Source organism: Paenibacillus sp. FSL M7-0420 (assembly GCF_038002345.1).
Lineage (GTDB): Bacteria > Bacillota > Bacilli > Paenibacillales > Paenibacillaceae > Paenibacillus_AQ.
The window spans coordinates 4,177,160-4,198,421 of the sequence record NZ_JBBOCJ010000001.1 but is presented as its reverse complement, the minus strand read 5'-3'; the positions used below and the strand labels follow the sequence as shown (position 1 = coordinate 4,198,421).

At 50.9% G+C, this 21,262-nt stretch carries 23 protein-coding genes and 1 tRNA gene; 18 read left to right on the top strand and 6 right to left on the bottom strand.

Going from position 1 to position 21,262, the window contains the following annotated elements:
• Positions 1-348: 348 nt before the first annotated feature.
• Both MKX51_RS17895 and MKX51_RS17890 read left to right on the top strand, forming a co-directional pair.
• Positions 349-717, top strand: coding sequence for a hypothetical protein (locus MKX51_RS17895; RefSeq protein WP_340753135.1), 369 nt, complete (start codon positions 349-351; stop codon positions 715-717).
• Positions 718-898: 181 nt separating this feature from the next.
• Entirely contained in the window at positions 899-3,154 is a 2,256-nt protein-coding gene (locus tag MKX51_RS17890; protein ID WP_340940031.1) for an AraC family transcriptional regulator, read from the top strand.
• A 131-nt stretch (positions 3,155-3,285) separates the two neighbouring features.
• On the opposite strand, the gene MKX51_RS17885 is transcribed toward MKX51_RS17890, so the two are convergent.
• Entirely contained in the window at positions 3,286-4,170 is an 885-nt protein-coding gene (locus MKX51_RS17885) for a carbohydrate ABC transporter permease (RefSeq protein ID WP_340940032.1), read from the bottom strand.
• A 380-nt stretch (positions 4,171-4,550) separates the two neighbouring features.
• Here MKX51_RS17885 and MKX51_RS17880 point away from each other — a divergent pair, with 380 nt between their 5' ends.
• Genes MKX51_RS17880 through MKX51_RS17870 form a run of 3 tightly spaced genes read left to right on the top strand, consistent with a single transcriptional unit; the run spans position 4,551 to position 7,969 of the window.
• A complete protein-coding gene (locus MKX51_RS17880; RefSeq protein WP_445322072.1) occupies positions 4,551-5,408 on the top strand; it encodes an ABC transporter permease in 858 nt (285 codons plus the stop codon).
• A gap of 40 nt (positions 5,409-5,448) precedes the next feature.
• Positions 5,449-6,951, top strand: coding sequence for an extracellular solute-binding protein (locus MKX51_RS17875; protein ID WP_340993309.1), 1,503 nt, complete (start codon positions 5,449-5,451; stop codon positions 6,949-6,951).
• Between the two features lie 49 nt (positions 6,952-7,000).
• Positions 7,001-7,969, top strand: coding sequence for a pectinesterase family protein (locus MKX51_RS17870; protein WP_340993308.1), 969 nt, complete (start codon positions 7,001-7,003; stop codon positions 7,967-7,969).
• 294 nt (positions 7,970-8,263) lie between these two features.
• Here MKX51_RS17870 and MKX51_RS17865 read toward each other — a convergent pair whose 3' ends face one another.
• The 3 genes from MKX51_RS17865 to MKX51_RS17855 all read right to left on the bottom strand — a co-directional run bounded on the left by MKX51_RS17865 (position 8,264) and on the right by MKX51_RS17855 (position 9,714).
• Positions 8,264-8,551 (bottom strand): YxcD family protein, encoded by a 288-nt coding sequence (locus MKX51_RS17865; RefSeq protein ID WP_340993307.1) that lies wholly within the window; start codon positions 8,549-8,551, stop codon positions 8,264-8,266.
• The gene (locus MKX51_RS17860; RefSeq protein WP_340940038.1) at positions 8,551-8,985 is read right to left on the bottom strand and encodes a hypothetical protein; all 435 of its coding nucleotides are present in this window, start codon (positions 8,983-8,985) and stop codon (positions 8,551-8,553) included. The genes MKX51_RS17865 and MKX51_RS17860 overlap by 1 nt, the downstream gene beginning before the upstream one ends.
• Positions 8,986-9,150: 165 nt before the next feature.
• Positions 9,151-9,714 (bottom strand): beta-class carbonic anhydrase, encoded by a 564-nt coding sequence (locus MKX51_RS17855; protein ID WP_036733547.1) that lies wholly within the window; start codon positions 9,712-9,714, stop codon positions 9,151-9,153.
• A 231-nt stretch (positions 9,715-9,945) separates the two neighbouring features.
• Here MKX51_RS17855 and MKX51_RS17850 point away from each other — a divergent pair, with 231 nt between their 5' ends.
• The 9 genes from MKX51_RS17850 (at position 9,946) to MKX51_RS17810 (ending at position 17,511) form a co-directional block, all read left to right on the top strand.
• A complete protein-coding gene (locus MKX51_RS17850; protein ID WP_340993306.1) occupies positions 9,946-11,463 on the top strand; it encodes a carboxypeptidase M32 in 1,518 nt (505 codons plus the stop codon).
• 159 nt (positions 11,464-11,622) lie between these two features.
• A complete protein-coding gene (gene trhA, locus MKX51_RS17845) occupies positions 11,623-12,270 on the top strand; it encodes a PAQR family membrane homeostasis protein TrhA (RefSeq protein WP_340993305.1) in 648 nt (215 codons plus the stop codon).
• A 170-nt stretch (positions 12,271-12,440) separates the two neighbouring features.
• Positions 12,441-12,797 (top strand): putative DNA-binding protein, encoded by a 357-nt coding sequence (locus MKX51_RS17840; protein ID WP_036733556.1) that lies wholly within the window; start codon positions 12,441-12,443, stop codon positions 12,795-12,797.
• Between the two features lie 21 nt (positions 12,798-12,818).
• Positions 12,819-14,210: a signal recognition particle protein gene (ffh, locus tag MKX51_RS17835; RefSeq protein WP_036701200.1), complete on the top strand. Its 1,392-nt coding sequence runs from the start codon at positions 12,819-12,821 to the stop codon at positions 14,208-14,210.
• 352 nt (positions 14,211-14,562) lie between these two features.
• On the top strand, positions 14,563-14,835 hold the full coding sequence (gene rpsP, locus MKX51_RS17830) for a 30S ribosomal protein S16 (protein WP_036701203.1): 273 nt from the start codon (positions 14,563-14,565) through the stop codon (positions 14,833-14,835).
• A gap of 22 nt (positions 14,836-14,857) precedes the next feature.
• Entirely contained in the window at positions 14,858-15,088 is a 231-nt protein-coding gene (locus MKX51_RS17825; protein WP_020432321.1) for a KH domain-containing protein, read from the top strand.
• Between the two features lie 104 nt (positions 15,089-15,192).
• Positions 15,193-15,717 (top strand): ribosome maturation factor RimM, encoded by a 525-nt coding sequence (gene rimM, locus MKX51_RS17820; RefSeq protein WP_076078589.1) that lies wholly within the window; start codon positions 15,193-15,195, stop codon positions 15,715-15,717.
• Entirely contained in the window at positions 15,717-16,517 is an 801-nt protein-coding gene (gene trmD, locus MKX51_RS17815) for a tRNA (guanosine(37)-N1)-methyltransferase TrmD (protein ID WP_340995637.1), read from the top strand. The genes rimM and trmD overlap by 1 nt, the downstream gene beginning before the upstream one ends.
• Positions 16,518-17,437: 920 nt before the next feature.
• Positions 17,438-17,511 (top strand) — tRNA-Pro (locus tag MKX51_RS17810).
• Between the two features lie 102 nt (positions 17,512-17,613).
• Here the strand turns inward: MKX51_RS17810 and MKX51_RS17805 are convergent.
• On the bottom strand, positions 17,614-17,808 hold the full coding sequence (locus MKX51_RS17805; RefSeq protein WP_340940043.1) for a hypothetical protein: 195 nt from the start codon (positions 17,806-17,808) through the stop codon (positions 17,614-17,616).
• Positions 17,809-18,036: 228 nt separating this feature from the next.
• Here MKX51_RS17805 and MKX51_RS17800 point away from each other — a divergent pair, with 228 nt between their 5' ends.
• On the top strand, positions 18,037-18,294 hold the full coding sequence (locus MKX51_RS17800) for a hypothetical protein (protein ID WP_076078592.1): 258 nt from the start codon (positions 18,037-18,039) through the stop codon (positions 18,292-18,294).
• 75 nt (positions 18,295-18,369) lie between these two features.
• Here the strand turns inward: MKX51_RS17800 and MKX51_RS17795 are convergent, their stop codons facing one another.
• Positions 18,370-19,317: a hypothetical protein gene (locus tag MKX51_RS17795; RefSeq protein ID WP_340993304.1), complete on the bottom strand. Its 948-nt coding sequence runs from the start codon at positions 19,315-19,317 to the stop codon at positions 18,370-18,372.
• A 279-nt stretch (positions 19,318-19,596) separates the two neighbouring features.
• Between MKX51_RS17795 and MKX51_RS17790 the strand changes: the two genes are divergently transcribed.
• The 3 genes from MKX51_RS17790 (at position 19,597) to lepB (ending at position 21,259) form a co-directional block, all read left to right on the top strand.
• On the top strand, positions 19,597-19,890 hold the full coding sequence (locus tag MKX51_RS17790; RefSeq protein ID WP_340993303.1) for a hypothetical protein: 294 nt from the start codon (positions 19,597-19,599) through the stop codon (positions 19,888-19,890).
• Between the two features lie 146 nt (positions 19,891-20,036).
• Complete coding sequence (rplS, locus tag MKX51_RS17785; protein ID WP_173133107.1) at positions 20,037-20,381, top strand: 50S ribosomal protein L19; 345 nt, start codon at positions 20,037-20,039, stop codon at positions 20,379-20,381.
• Positions 20,382-20,638: 257 nt separating this feature from the next.
• Positions 20,639-21,259 carry a signal peptidase I gene (gene lepB / locus MKX51_RS17780; RefSeq protein WP_340993302.1) on the top strand — a complete coding sequence of 207 codons (621 nt, stop codon included), beginning with the start codon at positions 20,639-20,641 and terminating at the stop codon, positions 21,257-21,259.
• Positions 21,260-21,262 lie beyond the last annotated feature (3 nt).

Below are 21,262 nucleotides of genomic sequence, written 5' to 3'. Positions count from 1 at the left end.
CAAAAACAGCATACAATTGGCTCGCGTGAAGGCACATGGCCCCAATGTATGTCAAAAACAGCATACAATTGGCTCGCGAAAGGCATGTGGGCCCAATGTATGTTGAAAACAGCATACATTGGGCTCGCGCGAAGGTAATCTTATTCGCCCGCAGGGTGATGTTGTCCTTATTCCGAGAGCACAGCACTTATAGATGAGTGATCACTAAGCCGTATACCGGACTTTCCGGTATACGGCTGTTTGGTCTGCGTATGCGGATCGAATGAACGGCGGGGAGCAGGCTAGGCACACCGGACTGGGCAGGTGCATAGTATGAAGCAAATCCAATTACACGGAGGTCATACACCTATGTCGACAACTTCTTCCGGCACGCAGACGCCGGTGATCTATCAGGCAGACCCGGCGGTGGTCCAGCATCTGAACGGGGTCCGCGATTCCCTTCACCAGTCCTGTAAGCCGTATCTGAATCACCAAGTGCAGGTGCAGACCCTTGACGGTCAGATGCATGAGGGCACGCTTGCCGGTATGGACAGTAAGAATATGTACCTGGTTGTAACCATAGCCACAGATATGGGCCGCGGATATTACAATCCTTATTACAAGCCCTATCCAGGTCCGGGATATCCGGGCCCGGGCTACCCGTATCCCGGTACGGTGAACAGCAATGTAATTATGCCGCTGGTCTTGTTCGAGCTGCTGACGATTTCTTTGCTCTAAGCAAGGCTCATAGCCCCAGGATGTGAACAGACCGGATCAGCCTATCGCTGGTCCGGTTTTTTGCTGCGCGCCTGGTATTAACCGGGCAGTCTGCAAATTGCACACGTGAAAATAATCATGGAACCGCATTCATGAAAGCGCTATAATTTAGTAGAGTCTATCAAATCAAAGGGGAAACACAATGAGCAAAGGAAGAATGTTCTACGGCATCTTTATACCTATATTAATTCTTGGCGTGGGACTGGTGGTCGGCTTCGGAAGCTATATCTACATCAGTACCATCGATTCAGTGGTTGAGCGGTTCTCCAGCAGCAAGCAGAGCTATATCGAGCAGATCAAGAACAATCTGGAGCACAAAATCCAAACGATAGAATACGCGTTCAACACCTATAGCACCACCAGCTCTTTTCAGGAGGTCGTGACCCATCCGATTACCGTGCAAGACTTCATCGCCTACCGGAATGTGAATTCGCAGCTGAATTATATCGCCTCCATGGCGGCTGAAGGGACGGAATATTCGCTAATCAGTCTGGTGCAGAACTGGCAGATCCTGAATGAGAAGCTCAGTAATCTCACTGCCGGGGAGGTCCAGCAGCTCCGGGAGCAGTATATTGAGAATCAGGAGCAGAGCCTCTTCTGGATGAAGACGGACAAAGGCATCCGGTTCGTGAATACACTGCCGGTGTTCTCCAGTAAGAAACAGGCGATTGCCTTATCCGACATTTCATTACATACCCTTAATGCCACGATAAACAGCGGGGAAGACGCAGCCGTCTACATTTTGAACAAGCATGGTGAACTGATGTATGAATCTGATCCCGGCAATGGGCTGTTAGCCCCGGAGCAGTTCGGCCAGCTTGCCGGGACGATCAATGCCATGGAGGACAAAGGGACGGTCCAGCAGAAGTTCTCCGGCCGTGACAGTCTGAAGCTAATCTATGCCAAGTCCTCGTACAATAACTGGATCTATCTGACCGTGCTGGATCAGGCGGAGATTACCCGCTCCCTGGAGATGACCAAGTTCGGGATCTCCGCGATGGGGCTGCTGTTGATTCTCCTGATCTGGGTGGTGGCTTATATGATCTCCCAATATTTCACCAAGCCGATTGAGCAGCTTAAGCGCAGCCTGCCCGTTATTCCGCAGGTGAACTCCAGGAATGAGCTGGAATATATCCGGCATTCGATTGATACGATTATCTCGGAGAAGGCTTCGCTTGAGAGTCTGATCGAATCGGAAATGCCCCGGCTGGAGACGCAGCTGATCCTTAATCTGTTCCGCAGCCGCGTCTCGGCCGAGGAGCTGGAGCAGAGTCTGCTCCGGTTCGGGTATAACCTGTCAGAGAAGCACCGTTATGCTGCGATGCTGATTCAGCTGGACAGTCTGGGCGGCCGGGAGGCCTCGGACAAGGATGTCCTGCTGCTGGCCGTCAATAAGATGGTGGAGGAACTTATCCCGGCACAGCAGCGATTACAGCCTATTATCCTGAACGATGATACCCAGGCTACGATCCTGACCTTCGCCGGGTACAGCGATGCCGGGATGAATAAGGAAGTGACGGATTATGCGGCAGCTCTGCTGAAGGCGGTACGCGATTATCTGAAGGTGTCGATCAGCATCGGCATCAGCAACTTTTACAGCAATCTGTTAGAGAGTAAGGAAGCCGGGGAGATGAGCAAGCAGGCATTGCATCAGCGGCTGAATCTGGGTAAGGAATCGATTATCTTCTATGAGGATATCTCCATGGTCGTCTCCGGTCCGGTGTCGCTGCATTATCCGGCAGAGCTGGAGACGCAATTGTTCAATGCCATCCGGCTGGGGGACAAGGAGCAGGTTACGGCTGCGCTCTATCCGTTCCTGGCGGAGCTGATGGGCAAGAACAAGAGCACCCTGAAATTCGAGGTCATGCTGGTGCGGCTCGTGAATAATCTGATCCAGCTGGAGCAGCATCTGGGGGTTAGCGTCCTGTTGACCCAGGATAACAATAAGCTGTATCACCGCCTGCTGGACATCCGCAATCCCGAAGAGATGGAGCGGATGCTGGTGCAGGAGGTTATTTACCCCATGATGTACAGCATGAAGGACAAGACCAGCAAGCAGTTCCGCTGTCTCTCGGATAAGATCACCGACATTGTGCACGCGGAATATGACCGTGAGCTTACGCTGGAGGGGATCGGCGAGCGGCTTCATTACAATCCGAATTATCTAAGCAGCATCTTCAAAAAAGAGTACGGCACCGCCTTCAGCGAATACCTCATGAACTACCGCCTGGAGATGGCCAAACGGTGGCTGACGGAGACGGATATGACGATCAAAGAGATTGCCGAGCGGCTGCAGTACCATAATCCGCAGAATTTCATCCGCTCCTTCCGCAAGAAGGAGCAGGTTACGCCTGGCGCTTACCGGAAGCTGAAGCAGGGGGAGCAGCAGATATTTTAGCAGGAATAGGGGCTTGGTCAGGAGAGAGCCTGGATCAGGGGTTCATGCAGAAACGGTACCGTCCTTGCTTCAAGGCGGTACCGTTTCTGTATATGCTCTTTGGATTCGGAAGGAAGAAGAACGGCGGGCCGTCAGCCTTTGACTGCTCCGAGCAGGGCTCCCTTGGTGAAGTGCTTCTGTACAAAAGGATAAGCGGCCAGCATCGGCACGGTGGCGATGACAATGACCGCCATTTTGATCGTCTGGGCTGGCGGCACAATATCGACCGAGGTTCCCTCGGCCTGCATCCCGCTGGACACAATAACGATCTGGCGCAGCAGCACCTGGATCGGCCATTTGGCCGAATCATTCATGTAGAGGATCGCGTTCATGTACGTATTCCAGTAAGCAACCGCATAGAACAGGGAGATGGTGGCGATGGAAGGCAGGGCCAGCGGCAGCATGATCCGCATGAAGATTCCGAAGTCATTGCTCCCGTCGATCTTGGCGGACTCCTCCAGACTGTCAGGCAGCGCCTGGAAGAAGTTGCGCATGATAATCATGTTGAAGGCATTGACGGCAACCGGGAAGATCAGGGACCCGTACGAGTTGATCAGGCCGACACTTTTGACGACCAGGAAGGTAGGGATCATTCCGCCGCTGAACAGCATGGAGAAGACGACGATGAAGTTAATGGTATTACGGGCAGGCAGGTATCGCCTGGACAAGCCGTAGGCCATCAGCGCGGTAAGCAGCATACTGACTACGGTTCCTGCAACGGTGACACCTACGGATACCCCGAGTCCCCGGAAGATGGTAGGCGTTGAGAGAATGTAGCGGTACGCATCCAGGGAGAAGGTAGTAGGGAATAAGATGAACCGCTTGGCCATGACCTCCTGGGTAGTCGCGAAGGAGCTGGCAATGATATTAACGAAGGGCAATAAGCAGACAAGCGCAATCAGAACGAGTATGGCTGTATTAACGAAGGTGAAGATCCTTCCGCCGACCGATTCTTTTCTACGTGAGCTAGGGTTCATTCTGTGATCCTCCTCGGTTTTCAGTACCTCTTCACTGTAACAAGGAGCAGAAATTACGTATATAATCCGGGCATGAGGTATTCGCAGACTTGCCTTGTGCAGCCCGTCTCCGAAGAATAATCATTAGCCTAGGCAGGTAATCCTGAGAGGAGATCTGATGGGCATTAACCGCGCAGCCACGTGGGTTCTGTAAACGCTATCACATAATGATTATATACGTAATGTAAGAAATTTCTTACGCTGAGACCGTAACAGGAACGAGCAAAGGAGGCTGACATGTGAAAGCAACAAGCATCACCGCAACACCAAATCTGACTATCGAAAAGGGGAAAGGCGCACGTGCTCTTACGGCTCTGAACAAATACAAGCTGCTGTATCTGATGATCCTGCCCGGGCTGCTGTATTTCATCATCTTCAAATATCTGCCCATGGGCGGGCTGATCATTGCATTCCAGAATTATCAGCCGTTCCAGGGGATTACCGGGAGTGAGTGGGTTGGCCTGAAGCATTTCATCCGATTATTTACGGAGCCTACGTTCATGCAGCTGCTGCGTAACACCCTGATTCTGTTTGCCATGAACATTGTGATCTTCTTCCCGCTGCCGATTATTGTAGCCTTGATGCTGAACGAGCTGAAGGGACGCTATCTCAAGAACTGGATTCAGACGATTATCTACATCCCGCACTTCATGTCCTGGGTCATTATTGTCTCTATTACGTATGTGTTCCTGACGGTGGATGGCGGGGTTATCAATGAGCTGATCGCCAGTCTCGGCGGCACCAAAATCAGCTTCCTGACCTCTTCGGAGTGGCTGCGGACGATCTATATCCTGCAGATTATCTGGAAGGAGCTGGGGTGGTCGACCATTATCTATCTGGCAGCTATTACTGTAGTGGACCCGCAGCTCTATGAAGCCTCCGAGATGGACGGGGCAAGCCGTCTGCGCAAGACCTGGCATGTGACACTGCCGGCGATCCGTCCCGTGATTATTACCCTGCTGATTCTCAAAATCGGCAGCACGCTGGATCTCGGCTTCGAACATATGTATCTGCTGCTGAATTCGCTGAACCGCAGTGTCGCCGAGATTTTCGATACCTATATCTATACGGCGGGCCTCAAGAACGGGCAATTAAGCTTCAGCACCACGATAGGCATGTTCAAGGGCGTTGTCGGGTTAATTCTCGTGATGCTCTCCAATAAGCTGGCCAAGAAGATGGGCGAAGACGGCGTGTATTAAGGCTAAGACTAACTATTTCATCTACCAAAGGAGAAGTGTTATGAACAAAAGATGGGTCACGCTAATTGCAATCGCTACAATGGCTACCACTATGCTCTCGGCTTGCGGCGGAGACAAGGAAGAGGAGAAGACTGCCGCTGCAGAGGATCTGAATTCGACACTTGAATTAACCTGGCTGAATATTCTGCACACCGCTTCGCCGCCGACCGATACGATCAAATCGCTGCTTGAGGAATATACCAACAGCAAAATCACCTTCAACTGGGTACCCGATGCTTCCAAGGAAGAGCGGATCACTACGGCGCTGGCCTCGGGGGAGCTTGCAGACATTGTTACCCTGACCATGATGACCAATTCATCGGTTAGAAGCTCACTGAAATCAGGGCTGTTCTGGGATGTGGGCCCTTATCTCTCAGAGTTCAGTAATCTGGCGAAGATTGCTCCTGAGCTGAAGGAAGCGGCTTCGATTGAAGGCGTCCTGTACGGCGTTCCCTTCCAGAAGAATCTGGCGCGTTCCGGCCTGATCTTCCGCAAGGACTGGCTGGATAAGCTGGGTCTGCCGGTTCCGAAGACGCTGGATGAGGTGTATGAAGTGGCCAGAGCCTTCACAGAGGATGACCCGGATGGCAACGGTGTGAAGGACACGACAGGCTTCGGAGACAGATCAGAGCTGAAATACAGCAGCTTCAAAACACTAAGCTCCTATTTTGGCACGCCCAATGGCTGGAAGGTGGACGATAGCGGCAAGTTCATCCCTGAATTCGATACAACGGAATATATGGACACGATGAATTTCTCCAAAAAGCTCTATGAGAACGGATACCTGGCGCAGGATTTCGCAGTTACAGCCAAAACGGACCAGCAGCAGCAATTCGCGCAGGGGAAGACCGGGATCTATACCGGGATGGTGGACATCTCCAGTCTGAGAACACTGGCGCAGGATCTGCAGCCGGGCATGGAGCTGGTGCCGGTGAACAAGATCTCGAATGGGGATGGACAGTATCATATCTGGTCCGAGGGCAGCGGGATCGGCGGATTGATGGCTTTTCCAAAATCAGAGGTGAAGACTGAAGCAGAGCTCAAGCGGCTGCTGAAGTTCGTCAATGACCTGATCGATGAGAAGGCGTTCATGCTGATGACGGGCGGAATCGAAGGGACCCACTATGAATATGATGAGAACGGCGCCTTCAAGATTCTGAACACCGAGCTGTGGCAGGCGGATGTGCAGCCTTTCAGCTCCAGCCGACCTAGTGAGATTGCCTATACGCTTAAGGATGCGAACCCTGAGAAGCAGCTGGCCAATGAGCTGATCCGCGAGAATGACAAGTTCGCTGTGCTTGACCCCACCGTTCCGCTGGATTCGGCTACCAATAATGAGCAGGGAACGGAATTGCAAAAGATCATCACAGATGCTACCTTCAAATATATCATGGGCCAATCGGATGAGGCGGCCTTCAAGAAAGCCGTGCAGACCTGGAAGGATTCCGGCGGAACAAAGATCACCGAGGAATACGAAGCTGCATACAAACTGACACAGAAGTAAGCAGGCCTTAAACGAAGGCTTAGAGTCTTAAGAGAGGATGGGAAAAGGGATGCTGGTGGGCAAGGAGGGCTTAGGCGATTACTCTACCATTCAGGAGGCAGTCGATGCCCTGGAACGGCTGGACCCGGACACAGAGGCAACGCTCTACATTATGCCTGGAGTGTACAAGGAGGAGGTGCGGGTCTACCGCTCCTGTCTCCGTATCATCGGCATCGGACAAGTGGAGATCACGATGAACCGCTATGCCCGGGAGCTGGATGAGCAGGGGGAAGAGATCGGGACCTTTGCCACTCCCACCCTGTTCCTGGGCGGCAGGAAGCTGGTGCTGGAGAATCTGACCGTCTCCAATACAGCGGGACAAGGCAGCGAGGTAGGGCAGGCTGTGGCGGTGTACGCCCATTGTGATGAGACGGTATTTCGAAATTGTACGTTCAAAGGCCATCAGGACACGCTGTTCACCGGTCCGCTGCCGCCAGCCCCCAGAGAGCGTCTGCTGTTCGGCGGCGTTCCGCTGCGGGAGCATCATGCGCAGTACCGCCAGTTGTACCAGCACTGTTATATTGAGGGAACGGTAGATTATATCTTTGGCGGAGCAACGGCCTACTTCGAGCATTGTACGCTGCACAGCCTGCGGAATAGCGGAGGCCATGCAGGCTATATCACGGCTGCCTCCACTCCTGAAGGGCAAGCCTTCGGTTATGTATTCAATCAATGTTATCTGAGTGCTGAGCCGGGAACAGCGCCGGTATACCTGGGACGTCCATGGCGGGAGCATGCCAAGACAGTCTTTGCGGATTGCCGGATGGGCCAGCATATCCACCCCCAAGGCTGGGATAACTGGGGCGAGCCTGAGGGTGAGCAGACGGTCAGGTATGCGGAGTACACTTCTGAAGGAACTGCGGCGATTCTGCGGCAGCAGCGTGCGCCTTGGGCTGAGCTGTACGGTAGCGGCAGTGCGCGGGTCAGCAGGGAGGATGTACTGGCCGGGTTCCTGACGTCAGGAGGAGAAGTTATATAGATTGAACTTGAAAACTTAAATTAAGGGAAAAGTGGCGGAGGGGAATTTTGGAACTGGAGGAGCGGAAGCGACCGCCTTTGTATGCGGATTTCAACCGTTAAAAATGGGATAAATCAAGAAATCTGCATACAACAGCGGCCGGAAGTCCAAAACTTCTCTGGAGTCACGGCTAATCCCAAAACATAAAAAAGTCTTAGTTCAATTGTTATATCTTGTGATTATCATGGATGGACAATAAAGGGATGACCCCGCTACCCGGGGCCATCCCTTTATTCGAATCAAGTCTTGCAATGCTTACGTGTTCACAACCGCTGTAATTTCTTCGTCTAGCGCAAGCCGTACATCCTCACGATAAGCACGGATGCCGTATTCGCTGTGGACGTAGCGAAGAATGGACTCAATCATGTTGGACTCCACCAGATACTGGCTTCTTCCCTGTATCCAGACCTCTGCGGTGTAGCCGGTATCCTCGTCCCAGCTGAGCTCAACCTGGACTTCCTCGACCCGTACGGCTTTGCGTTCCGCCATATGCAGGCAGATCGCGTTGATAATCTCGTCCATACTGAGAACGGTAACACCCATTAGTAGCGTCCGTCTCTTTCTTCCAGACGGCGTCTTTCTTGTCTGCGCTTGAAGAAGTTCATAATCAGCATCACGACGAAGTAGATGGCCAGCATGTTAATCATGAATCCGATAATATTGCCCAAAGCGCCCATTCCGGCGAACATGCCGCCGAAGAGGAAGCCGGCGATTCCGCCGATCATCAGGCCTTTCATCAGTCCGCCGCCGCTGAAGAAGCCGCGGTTCGCGTTCGCTGCAGTTCCGTTGGTGTTGCTTTTGGTGCTATCGCTTTTTTTCACATTATCAGTGGTTGATTTCTTCGGGGTCGTCGTGAAGCCCCGGCTTCCTGATTTGAAGCCCCCGCCGCGGCGGGCATCTGCGAAGTCAGGAACAGTGACGGCGAAGAACAGTGTGAAGGCCATAACAATCATCATTACACGTTTCATTGGTTTCATTGAGTACAAGAACCTCCTAGAAGTATTGGTAACACCCAGTTTACCCGGCTATTGCCCGGTAATACGCAGAGCGGAGGCTAAGGTTTCAATTTTTAATAAATAAGAATTTACACAAAAAAAGCGCGGGTCCGGGACCCGCGCAAACAGCAGTATCAAAGAGTTGCCTTAGTCCGCGTATCCGTCCGAGACAAGCTCAAGCGCTCCGGTAGCCGGATCGATGATCATGCCGTGAATAGGTACGTTTGGGGGGAGTAAGGGATGGCGCTTAATCAGCTCCACAGTCTGAATTACCCCTTCCTCTACGTTGTCAAACCCGCGCAGCCATTTGGTCAGCTTAATCCCCGAATTCTCCAAAGTACTGAGTACTTCCTCGGACACGCCGCGTTCCTTGATGGAGTTAATCATATGGTCAGCATTCAGGGAAGCCATGCCGCATTCATAATGGCCGACGACAATCACTTCGTCCGCGTCCAGTTCGTATAGCGCAACCATTACGCTGCGCATGACGCTCCCGAACGGCTGGGAGATGATGGCTCCGGCATTTTTGATGATTTTGACATCACCGTTCTTGAAATTCATTGCTTTGGGCAGAAGCTCAACAAGCCGTGTGTCCATACAGGTGATGATCAGCATTTTTTTATCCGGGAAGCGGCTGGTCAGATAGCTCTCATATGCTTTTTCCTCTACAAAATGCTTGTTGAACTCTAAAATGTCTGTAACCTGACTCATAAGCCATGTGCCTCCTTAAGATTAAACTGTAATCCATTGTACTGCGTCTTGCCGCGAACATAAAGGGCTTCCTGTAATCAAAAATTGCAAAATTTAAGCGGAGTCTGTCTCCGCGCCTGTGAGCCGTTAACTACTTCAAATTTGAAGAGATACAGCCCGAATTTGATTATAACGATTATAAAAAGTATCATCAAGAGGAGTAGAAAAAAATGACAAGGCAGGTGCTCAGACATGGAACAGCAAGTCCGGGAACAATGGGATAAATTCAGCGAGCTATTATCTAAAATCAAAGGCTATTATGAAGCAATTGGACTTCTGGGCTGGGATCTGCGTACAGGCGCGCCCCGCAAAGGTGTAGAGATCCGTTCCGCCACGCTGGGTATGCTGAGTGCAGAAGCATTCAGACTCCAGGTATCGGAGGAGATCGGGGCGTTCACAGCGTATTTCAGCCGCCCGGAAGTAGCGGAGCAGCTGGACAGCAATCAGAATAAGATTGTGAAGGATACCCGCAAGGAGTACCAGCGCAGCAAAAGCATTCCCTCCAAGACCTTCGAGGAATATTCGGTGCTCACCGCCCATGCGCAGACGATCTGGGAAGAGGCTAAGGATGATAATGATTTCGTCTCCTTCGAGCCTTATCTGACCAAGATTGTGGCCTTCAAACAAGAGTTCATTGATTATTGGGGTGTGCAAGGCTCGCGTTATGACACTTTGCTGGATATGTACGAGCCCGATTTGACCGTTGAGAAGGTGGATGCGATCTTCACCCGTCTGCGCAGCCGTCTTGTGCCGCTGGCCGAAGCGATCAATGCTTCGCCGAACAAGCCGGACACCGGATTCCTGAGCCAGATCTTCCCTAAGGAGCAGCAGGAGAAATTCGGCCTCTTCTTACTCGAACAGATGGGCTATGATTTCGAGGCAGGGCGTCTGGATGAGAGTGTACATCCGTTCGCTACAGGGCTGAACCCCGGCGATGTCCGCATTACCACGAACTATCTGCTGGACAATGTGACCAGCTCCATCTTCAGCTCGCTGCATGAGGGCGGACATGCCCTGTACGAGCAGAATTTCGGTGAAGAGCTGATCGGTACACCCCTGGCACAGGGCGCATCCATGGGAATTCATGAATCCCAGTCCAGACTGTGGGAGAATATGATCGGCCGCAGCCGGGCCTTCTGGCAGCGTTACTACGGCGATCTGCAGCAGCATTTCCCGGAGCAGCTTGCGAACGTGGAGATGGAAGACTTTTACCGGGCGATCAATAGTGTAGGCAATTCCTTCATCCGGATTGAAGCCGATGAGCTGACGTATAACCTGCATATTATTGTGCGCTATGAGATTGAGAAGCTGATTTTCAATGAAGGGCTTGAAGTCAAGGATCTGCCTAAGACCTGGAACGCGAAGTATCAGGAATACTTAGGCATTACACCGCCTACGGATGCGCTTGGCGTACTGCAGGACGTTCATTGGTCCGGTGGAGACTTCGGCTATTTCGCTTCCTATTCCCTGGGTAACATGTATGCGGCACAAATGCTGAACACCCTGCGTAAGGAACTGCCAGAATTCGAAGAGCTGATTGCCGCCGGTAACTTGCTGCCGATCAAAGAATGGCTTACTGACAAGGTATACCGCTACGGCCAGAGCCTGACCCCTTCGCAGATTATCGAGCAAGTCACAGGCGAACCGCTGAATCCCGATTATCTGGCGGATTATCTGGAAGCGAAGTATACCGAGCTCTACAAGCTATAAGTCTTGAAGAACCCTGCTGCAACAGCACAGCTGCGAATAATGGCTTCTTAAAGTGACTGAATGATGCAGCAGCGGCCTGCCTGCGGCGTACTTCAAGCTGGAAGGACTTTGGAGAAACGGCTATAATAGAAGGAAACCGCAAACGGAAGGAATCGTGGTATGGCAAATACTCACACTTACAGCCGCAAGGAAGAAGTAGCAAATGCGGTTACACACGGGATCGGCGCTCTATTAAGTATTGCTGCGCTGGTTCTGCTGGTCGTATATGCTGTTCAGAACGGCACAGCCTGGCATGTAGTCAGTTTCTCCATTTACGGCGCTACTATGCTGATCCTGTATTTTAATTCAACGATGGTGCATAGTTTCAGAGACGGCAAAGCGAAGGACTTCTTTGAATTCCTTGACCACTCTTCGATTTACTTATTCATTGCCGGAACGTACACCCCGTTTATGCTGGTGGCGATCCGCGGACCGCTGGGCTGGACGTTGTTCGGCATCGCTTGGGGAGTGGCGGTATTCGGTGTTTTCTTCAAGGCTTTTTTCGTCAAAAAATTCCTGTTCATGTCCACCGTTTTCTACATTGCGATGGGCTGGATGATCGTAATCGCCTGGAGCCCTCTGTCACAGGCCGTCGCCAGCGGCGGGATGACTCTGCTGATGATTGGCGGACTGCTGTACACTCTGGGCACCGTGTTTTATGTATGGCGCGGCTTCCCGTACCATCATGCGATCTGGCATTTATTCGTGCTTGCGGGAACCGTTCTGCACTTCTTCGTTGTATTGTTATACATTCTCCCTATTCATTAATGCGGGAGACATAGGGCAGTACTGGTGCTGGATTTGAGGGCGGGAATGCCGGTTTTGGGCAAAGAAAAAGATGACAAGTAAAAAGACTTGACATCTTTCTTTGTTTTCGGTATCATAAGGGACGTTGTGAAGCTGTAAAGTGTTTTTCCTTGACGAAGGGAGTGCCCTTAATGAGTCAGGAGAATAGGCTCGAGAAAACCAACCGGATCAACCTGTTATTTGCTTTCTATGAACGGCTGCTTACTGACAAGCAACAGACGTTTCTCAAATATTATTTCCATGATGATTTCTCCCTGGGGGAGATCGCAGCGGAATTTGAAATTAGCCGCCAGGCTGTGTACGAGCATATCAAGCGGGCGGAGCAAGTCCTTGAGAATTATGAAGAGAAGCTTGGACTCCTGTCCAAGCATGAAGACCGAAATAAGTACTTAGAAGAACTGCGCAGATTCCCGGACAGTGGAATGCTGCCGGAGCAATATAAGCAGCAATTCATGGAAATTATGGACCGGCTGCAGAGGTTAGAGTAGGAAGAAGGGAGCGAGCCGCCTATGGCATTTGAAGGATTAACCGGAAGATTGCAGAATGTGTTCAGCAAACTGCGCGGCAAAGGAAAAGTATCCGAAGATGACGTAAACGAAGCGATGCGTGAAGTGCGGCTGGCCCTTCTGGAAGCCGATGTTAACTTCAAGGTCGTCAAGGACTTCGTGTCCAAGGTGAAAGAGAAGTCTGTTGGCACGGAAGTGATGGACAGCTTCACGCCAGGCATGGTCATCATCGATATTGTTAACAAGGAACTGACGGAGCTGATGGGCGGAAGCCAGGCGAAGCTGGCTAAGTCGAACAAGCCGCCGACGGTCATCATGATGACGGGTCTGCAGGGCGCGGGGAAGACGACCACTTCCGGTAAGCTGGCGAAGCTGCTGCAGAAGGGCAACCACCGCCCGCTGCTCGTAGCCGCCGACATCTACCGTCCGGCTGCGATCAAGCAATTGCAGGTGCTCGGAGAACAGATTAAGGTTCCTGTCTTCTCGCTGGGTGATCAGACGAGTCCGGTAGAGATTGCCAGACAAGGTGTTCAGCATGCGAAGGATAATAACCTGGATTATGTCATCATCGATACCGCAGGCCGCCTGCATATTGATGAAGAGCTGATGGAAGAGCTGAAGCAGATCCATAACGTAGTAACTCCGGATGAAGTACTGCTGGTTGTCGATGCGATGACCGGTCAGGATGCCGTGAATGTGGCGGACAGCTTCAACAAGCAGCTGGAGCTTACCGGCGTAGTGCTTACGAAGCTTGACGGCGACACCCGTGGTGGTGCTGCATTATCCGTCAAGGCGGTCACCGGCTGTCCGATCAAATTCGCCGCTCTCGGCGAGAAGATCGATGCGCTGGAGCCGTTCCATCCTGAGCGGATGGCTTCGCGGATACTTGGCATGGGCGACATGCTATCGCTGATCGAGAAGGCTCAGGCCAACATCGATACCGAGAAAGCCAAGGAAATGGAACGTAAGATGCGTAACGCAGAGTTCACGTTCGATGATTTCCTGGAGCAGATGGATCAAGTGAAGAAGCTTGGCCCGATCGATCAGATTCTGGATATGCTGCCTGGCATGAATAAGGCCAAGGGCATGAAGGACCTGAAGGTGGACGATAAGCAGATGGGCCGCGTTGAAGCCATTGTTCATTCCATGACCAAGGCCGAGAAAGCTCAGCCTGAGATCATCAACCACAACCGCCGCAAGCGTATTGCAGCAGGCAGCGGTACCAACGTCGCTGAGGTGAACCGGCTCATCAAGCAATTCGATGAAATGCGCAAGATGATGAAGCAGTTCTCCGGCATGATGGGCGGCGGAGGCGGTAAGGGCGGCAAGAAGAACGCCATGAAGCAGCTCAAGGGCCTCGCCGGTAAAGGCGGAATGAAGTTCCCGTTCCGTTGACCTTAATCTTTACGGTTTAATGTTTAGGTCTAGCTTTAAGTTTTAGGTTTACCCCTAGATCTGATATAGTATAACATCAGAAGATCGAACAGTCTTTTGACCTTAATCTTTTGACCTTGATCTTAATGTTTAAATTTCTTCCCCCCGTTACCAGGGAACGCCGCCAGTCAAGCGTATCCCGCAGGGAGGAAAAGCGGTCTTCCGCCGAACCCAGCCAAGTCCCGCCAGTCTGAACGCCTACGCTAGTTGCACTTAGCGGGTGTCCAGAGGGCAGAGCCCTTGGGGCCCTCCCTTCGGGAAGGGAGGGTTTGGGAGGGATCGATAACGATATTCTTTTAAGGAGGTGAATTTCGTGGCAGTACGTATTCGTTTGAAAAGAATGGGAGCACATAAAGCGCCTTTCTACCGTGTAGTGGTTTCCGATTCCCGGTCTCCTCGTGACGGCCGTTTTATCGAGGAAATCGGTTATTATAATCCGATCGAAGTACCGGCAGTCGTTAAGATTGACGAAGAGAAGGCTCTTAAATGGCTTCAGACAGGTGCACAAGCATCTGATACCGTCCGCAACCTGCTTTCCAAAGCTGGCGTGATGAAGAAGTTCCATGAGTCAAAGCTTCAGAAATAATGACTGATTGCGAGGGTCCTCTATGGAAGAATTAGTTGGTGTTATTGCTAAGGCTTTAGTGGATCATCCGGAGGATGTGGCCGTACGGACCGTGGAGAAGGATCACCTGATTGTCTATGAGCTCTCCGTGCATCCTGATGATGTCGGTAAGGTCATCGGCAAGCAGGGGCGGATCGCCAAAGCGCTTCGTACCGTAGTCACATCTGCAGCAGTCAAAAGTGATAAACGCGTTACCGTGGATATTTTATCTTAAGGATGCGCACAAGGAGGGGCTAGGGATAGTATATCCCGGCTCCTTTTTGTTGAAAATATAAGAATTTATAGGCTGTACGCAATCAACGTGAAGGAGATGAACACATGACAGAAGAGTTAACCGTAGGCAGGCTGGTGAATACGCACGGCATTCGCGGGGAGATCAAAATCCTGTCGCATACCGATTTCCCGGAAGTGCGGTTCGCGGCCGGTAACAAGCTGCTGCTGATTCCCGCAGACGGAAGCCCGAAATTCGAGGTGACGATCGAATCGGCGAGAGAGCATAAAGGGATGTATATCGCCAAGCTTAAGGGGTATACGAACATTAATGAGGTTGAGAAATACAAAGGCAGCATGCTCAAGGTGCCTAGTGATAATCTGGTTGAGCTGCCGGAGAACGAGTATTACTTCCACCAGATCGTAGGCTGCGAGGTCTATACGGATGAAGATGCCAGCCAGCCGCTGGGAACGATTACGGAGATTCTGCAGCCCGGGGCCAATGATGTCTGGGTAGTGAAGCCTAAGAAGGGCCAGGATATTCTGATTCCGGTTATTAACGATGTAGTGCTGGACGTCAATATTGCAGCCAAAAAAATCACCGTGCACCTCATGGAAGGGCTGCTTCCATGATCCGCATCGATGTGCTGACGCTGTTCCCGGATATGTGTGAGGGCGTGTTCGGCACCAGCATTCTCGGTAAGGCCCGTGAGAAAGGCATTGCTTCACTGAATACAGTGAACTTCCGCGACTTCTCGGGCAACAAGCATAACAGCGTGGACGATACGCCTTACGGGGGAGGGGGAGGCATGGTGCTGAAGCCTGACCCGATCTTCGCAGCGGTGGAGCATGTGCTGGCTCAGAGTAACGCTGGCGGTGAGCAAGGGGACACAGACACTGAGAACACAGAGGCGGTGAAGCCGCGTATTATTCTGATGTGCCCCCAGGGCCGGACGTATAACCAGCAGATCGCCGAAGAGCTGGCGCAGGAGCAGCATCTGATCTTCATCTGCGGTCATTATGAGGGCTATGACGAGCGAATCCGTGAGCATCTGGTGACGGACGAGCTGTCGATTGGCGACTATGTACTGACCGGCGGTGAGCTGCCCGCTCTGACAGTAATAGATTCGGTAGTGCGTCTGCAGCCGGGGGCACTGGGCAATGAGACCTCTGCCATCTCCGACTCCTTCAGCACCGGGCTGCTGGAGTACCCGCATTATACCCGCCCGGCAGAGTTCCGGGGCTGGAAGGTGCCGGACATGCTGCTCAGCGGACATCATGCCAATATCGAGGTGTGGCGGCGTGAGCAGGCGCTGCAGCGTACCCTCGAACGCAGACCGGATCTGCTGGAGACAGCGGAGCTGACAATGAAGGACAAGCAGACGCTGAAGCGGCTGCAGGAGCAGACAAGCCTTAAGAAGAATGAACTGTAAATTTGGGCCTGAATAGAGTCATAGCTGGCGTCTTTCTAACGTATATTACGTAAGGGAGGCGTTTTTTGCTGTGTTCTGAGAACCGGGAACGGGAATTACGAACGAGAACGGATAGCATAGAAGAAGTTTTGCCAGCGAAATAAATACGAGCAGATGTGCGTCAATACCCTTTTTCTAGGGTAATGAATAGAGGTGCCGCAAGTAGACATGCAGCTATAGACGCAGCTAGCTTAATTATCGAAAGGAATGACTGAAGTGACTACGAATACGCATGAATCATTCAAGCCAGCCGTGGACACTGTCCACAAGGAGGCGGAGCCGCTCCGCACGGTAAGTGATATTATTGATTTTTATAAGAATCGTAAATCGTAATCTTATAATCGAAGAAATGAATTAGACCTGGAAGCAGGTTCAATAGGCTCAGTAATACAGCAAATTCCACAAATAACCGCTGAAGACAGACGAACCCCAGGTTCGCTGGCTTCGGCGGTTATTTGTTTGCCGGGTGCGAAGAGTGCGGGCAAACAAAAAAAGACCGTCCGAAGACGGTCTCTCTACCCGAGGCGCTAGTTTGTAACTTTGATCCGTATCCCGCGCCACCAAGACTTAATCATTCAGCCGTTGGTCCGGGTAAGGGATACGTTCAGCATGTCATGCTTGATGTGAACGCACCTCCTTTCCTTGTGCCAAGAGTATAGCACAGCCTTTACGGAAAATCCATTAAATTTTAATGGGATATGAAAAAAATATTGAACTCAATAAAAATAGTAAACTCTATTTGAAACTGCTGAACTAGTGAGGTATATTTATAGTATATCAGTAAGTAACCGCTTACCGGCATATTTTGCATTAGATGAACGTATGTTAATCCTAGGGATGCGGCAAACGTAAGTATGAAGTAATGGGTTGATTTGCAATATCGGGGTATAGCGCAGCCTGGTAGCGCGCACCCTTGGGGTGGGTGAGGTCGCAGGTTCAAATCCTGTTACTCCGATTTTACCGTTTTCGTGTAACGCAAAAAAACACTTCCGTCAGCGCATCACGCTCTGTAGGAAGTGTTTTTATTTAGGTGATAAGGCCCGTGTGTGCGGTTAAGCTAAAACCTGCCCCTGTCTCCATCCCGGCGGGTAAGCATGATAACTCCCGTGACCAGTGAATACAAGGCAACAACCATAAGCAATACAATGGCCCAAGTATAATTGCGCACCGTGTAGGTGAGCGAAGCGAAAATGATAAACCAGGCGATCCGCAGTACTCCTTCATTAATAAAACGTCTGCCTGCTGTACTCATGATTCCTGCCTCCTTTTGGATTGTAGAAGATTGTTCACAACCGTAAGCGTTTAATTAATTTTGTTACTTTAATATTACCCCTTTTTACACAAAATTGATACACAATGTTCACAAGTTCTTCATTTCACAACTATTTTACATATAGACAATTGCTGCGTGACGATAGCCGTTACCGGCTTATCCCTCCCCTCATAAGATACAGAACCACGATTAAGGAGGAAACAGCAGATGGAAGCTTATTATAATTGTCTCCATTGCAAGGATAAGCGTGTACGCATTATGACTACAGACGGCAAACGCCATGAAGGAATTATTGTGGATGTGGACCGGAATAATGTGTATCTGAAAACAAAGGGCAATGGCAGAATGCAAACTTCGGCCTTCTATCCGGGCGGCGCAGGTAACTATTATGGCGGATACTATGGCTACGGCAGCCAGATCCTGACCTTAAGCCTGTTCACGCTTCTGGCAATTGCGTTAATCTGACGATAGCCTGAACAACACAAAAAGTGGGCTCCTGGAAATCAGGAAGGCCCGCTTTTTGCGTGACTATAGAATGATCTACTTAACAGATATGGCTCCGATCTGCGTGGTTAGCGATACCAGCGGACCGCCGCCGTTATAATCCTTCGATGTACCGTTGTCGGCGCCGGAGATGTGGCCGAGCTCACTGCTGGCTTTGACCGTACATGCGGTTGATGCTGACAGATCGGCGGAGATTCTTCCAATATCGCTCTTGGCCTTGAGGCTGCTGCCCTTTGTCATACTGGATACCCCAAGCTCAATACTCCCCGTATTTGACTGCACACTGGATTTGCCTGTGAACACGGTGTCTTGAAGGATGATGCTGCCGACATTGCTGTTAATCTCAAAAGTCCCCTCAAGCCCGCGGAGCTGGACGGTGCCTACATTATTATCAATCTCAAACCGGTCAACGGTCTCTGGAATCCCGATTACATAATTAATGCTGAAGTTGGAATCACCATACTCATGCTGCGCCCATACCCAGAGATTCCTCTTCGAATTGCCTTCGCCATGAGCAGAGACGATTAGAGCGTCTCCTTTATGTTCAATAGAAATCTCAGTATGATCCAGCACACCGGATACCAGCTTGTGGCCTGTCTGTTCATGGACAATGACGGTGGCCTGGACAGTAATCTCGTCACCTGAAGCGGGCACTACTGCGACTTCCCCCACCGCATTATCCAGCTTAAGGACGGAAGCAGAAGCAATAGGCAAGGAGGTGGAGAACTCCCGGCTGATTCCGTTGCTGTTTATTTGCTCTTCAATCCTGCCTGCTATGTTCAGGGTGGCGTCACCGACAGCAGCACTGGCATCGCTGAGACTTTGCTTCACAGCTTCTGCCGCTTCCTGGGTGAAGCTGCTGGAGATCGTCTGCTCCAGCTGGTTATCCGCCGCTTCCTTGCCGGGAAGCTCCCGGCAACCGGTAAGTGCAATAGAAAATACGGCCATTGCTGCAATAATTGCTGTGCTGTGATGTTTCTTCATTATATAGGCCCTCCTAAAGGCATGATTATTTGCTTATGTATACTCAGTATTATATATTATGGGAAAACACTGGATAACAGCCTGGCGGCGGGTTGTTCTACTGGACTATAGTCCAGTAAGCTTAGCTACTACATTTTAGAGAGGCATTATGGTACACTGTCGTTAGATGAAGGACCGGAAGAATGAAATGTGACAGCTGGAGGGCCGGCACGGAAGCAGACCCGGGAGACGGTCTGTTTACTATTTTGACTGAACAAGTCAGAGGGGCGGATGAGCCAAATGCAGTATGCAGCATTCCTGATCGTTGTGTTGGTGGGTGCAGTTGTCTATACCGTGTACCGCAGCCGGATGAGCCAAGATCAGTCTGAAGCGCCGAAGCAAGGGAAGGCCAGTAATGTGATTTCTATGGAAGGGCACCGTAAAGCCAAGCAGAATGCTGCGGATCAGCAGTGCTCCTCCTGTAAGAAGAAGAACGGCAAGCTGGTTTTTTATGCCCAGGATGACGGAAGTGTGGTCGGACTCTGCAAGGATTGCAAGGTGAAGGCGAAGAAACGGGATATGCTGCCGCTTTAATGAATAAATATATGTTGCATGAACCTGTCTTTTATGATAAAATTACTTCTGTTGTGTGGAATACGGTGGTCCTCTGCGGATAATGAGGGAGAGCAATGGCTCTCCGGAAGAGGCAAGAACACCTGTACGGAAGGAGGAAGTCCTTAATGAATATCCTACAAGCAATTACACAAGAGCAACTTCGTACAGATATCCCGAGTTTTCGCCCGGGTGACACTTTGAAGGTGCATGTAAAAGTTATCGAAGGAACTCGTGAGCGTATCCAGCTGTTCGAAGGCGTTGTAATCAAACGTCGCGGCGGCGGTATCGGTGAGACTTTTACGGTTCGTAAAATCTCTTATGGTGTTGGTGTGGAAAGAACATTCCCAGTCAACTCCCCTAAACTCGAGAAAATCGAAGTGGCTCGCCGTGGTAAAGTGCGTCGTGCGAAGCTGTACTATCTTCGTGACCTGCGCGGTAAAGCTGCAAGAATTAAAGAAATTCGTCGCTAGAATAGTGACAAAGGAAAGGGGCTTGAATTCAAGCCCCTTTCGTTTATTTCTTGTGATTACAGAATTGTGGATCCCCGCAAAGTACCTGACTAAGCATCGAAGTTAAAACATTACTTTGTGGGTTTTTTAGACATATGTGCCTTAGGAACAGCTTCTCCGAAAAGGCCTCCTGAAGGAGTAATCGCGGGGGAGTTTTTGGCAGGAGCTTTTTTGTATTGTATAGTGGAGATAACAATTATTGGAGAGGACGGTGAACTATGCAGCAGGATTTGCAGCAAGGGCAAGGCGAAGTGATTGATTCTAACGGCCAGAGCCCACGGAAGCCAAAGAATGAAGTCCTGGAATGGATTAAAGCGATAGCGATTGCATTGGTTCTGGTTATTCTAATACGCTGGCTTTTGTTCAAACCGTTTATCGTAGACGGCCCTTCCATGAAGCCTAACTTCCATACAGGCGAACGGGTGATTGTCAATGAAATTCTCTACGATATCCGCAAGCCGGAGCGCGGGGAAGTCATTGTGTTCCATGTGCCCTCTGAGGGCCGGGATTTCATTAAACGTGTCATTGGTGTGGCAGGCGACACAGTCACAGTTGAAGGGGATGTCGTTACAGTTAACGGAGAGCCTGTGAACGAGACGTATATCCAGAGCGCGATTGATGATGCGCATACTAACAACATTTTGTACAACAATAAGAACTTCCCGAATGAGCAGTTTACGGACAATAAGGTGCCGGAAGGCCATGTGTTCGTAATGGGGGATAACCGCTCTGACAGTACGGACAGCCGGATGATCGGTTATGTGCCGCTGGGGGATATTGTCGGCCGTGCAGACCTTATTTTCTGGCCGGTGAAGAATATCTCATTAATAAATCATTAATTA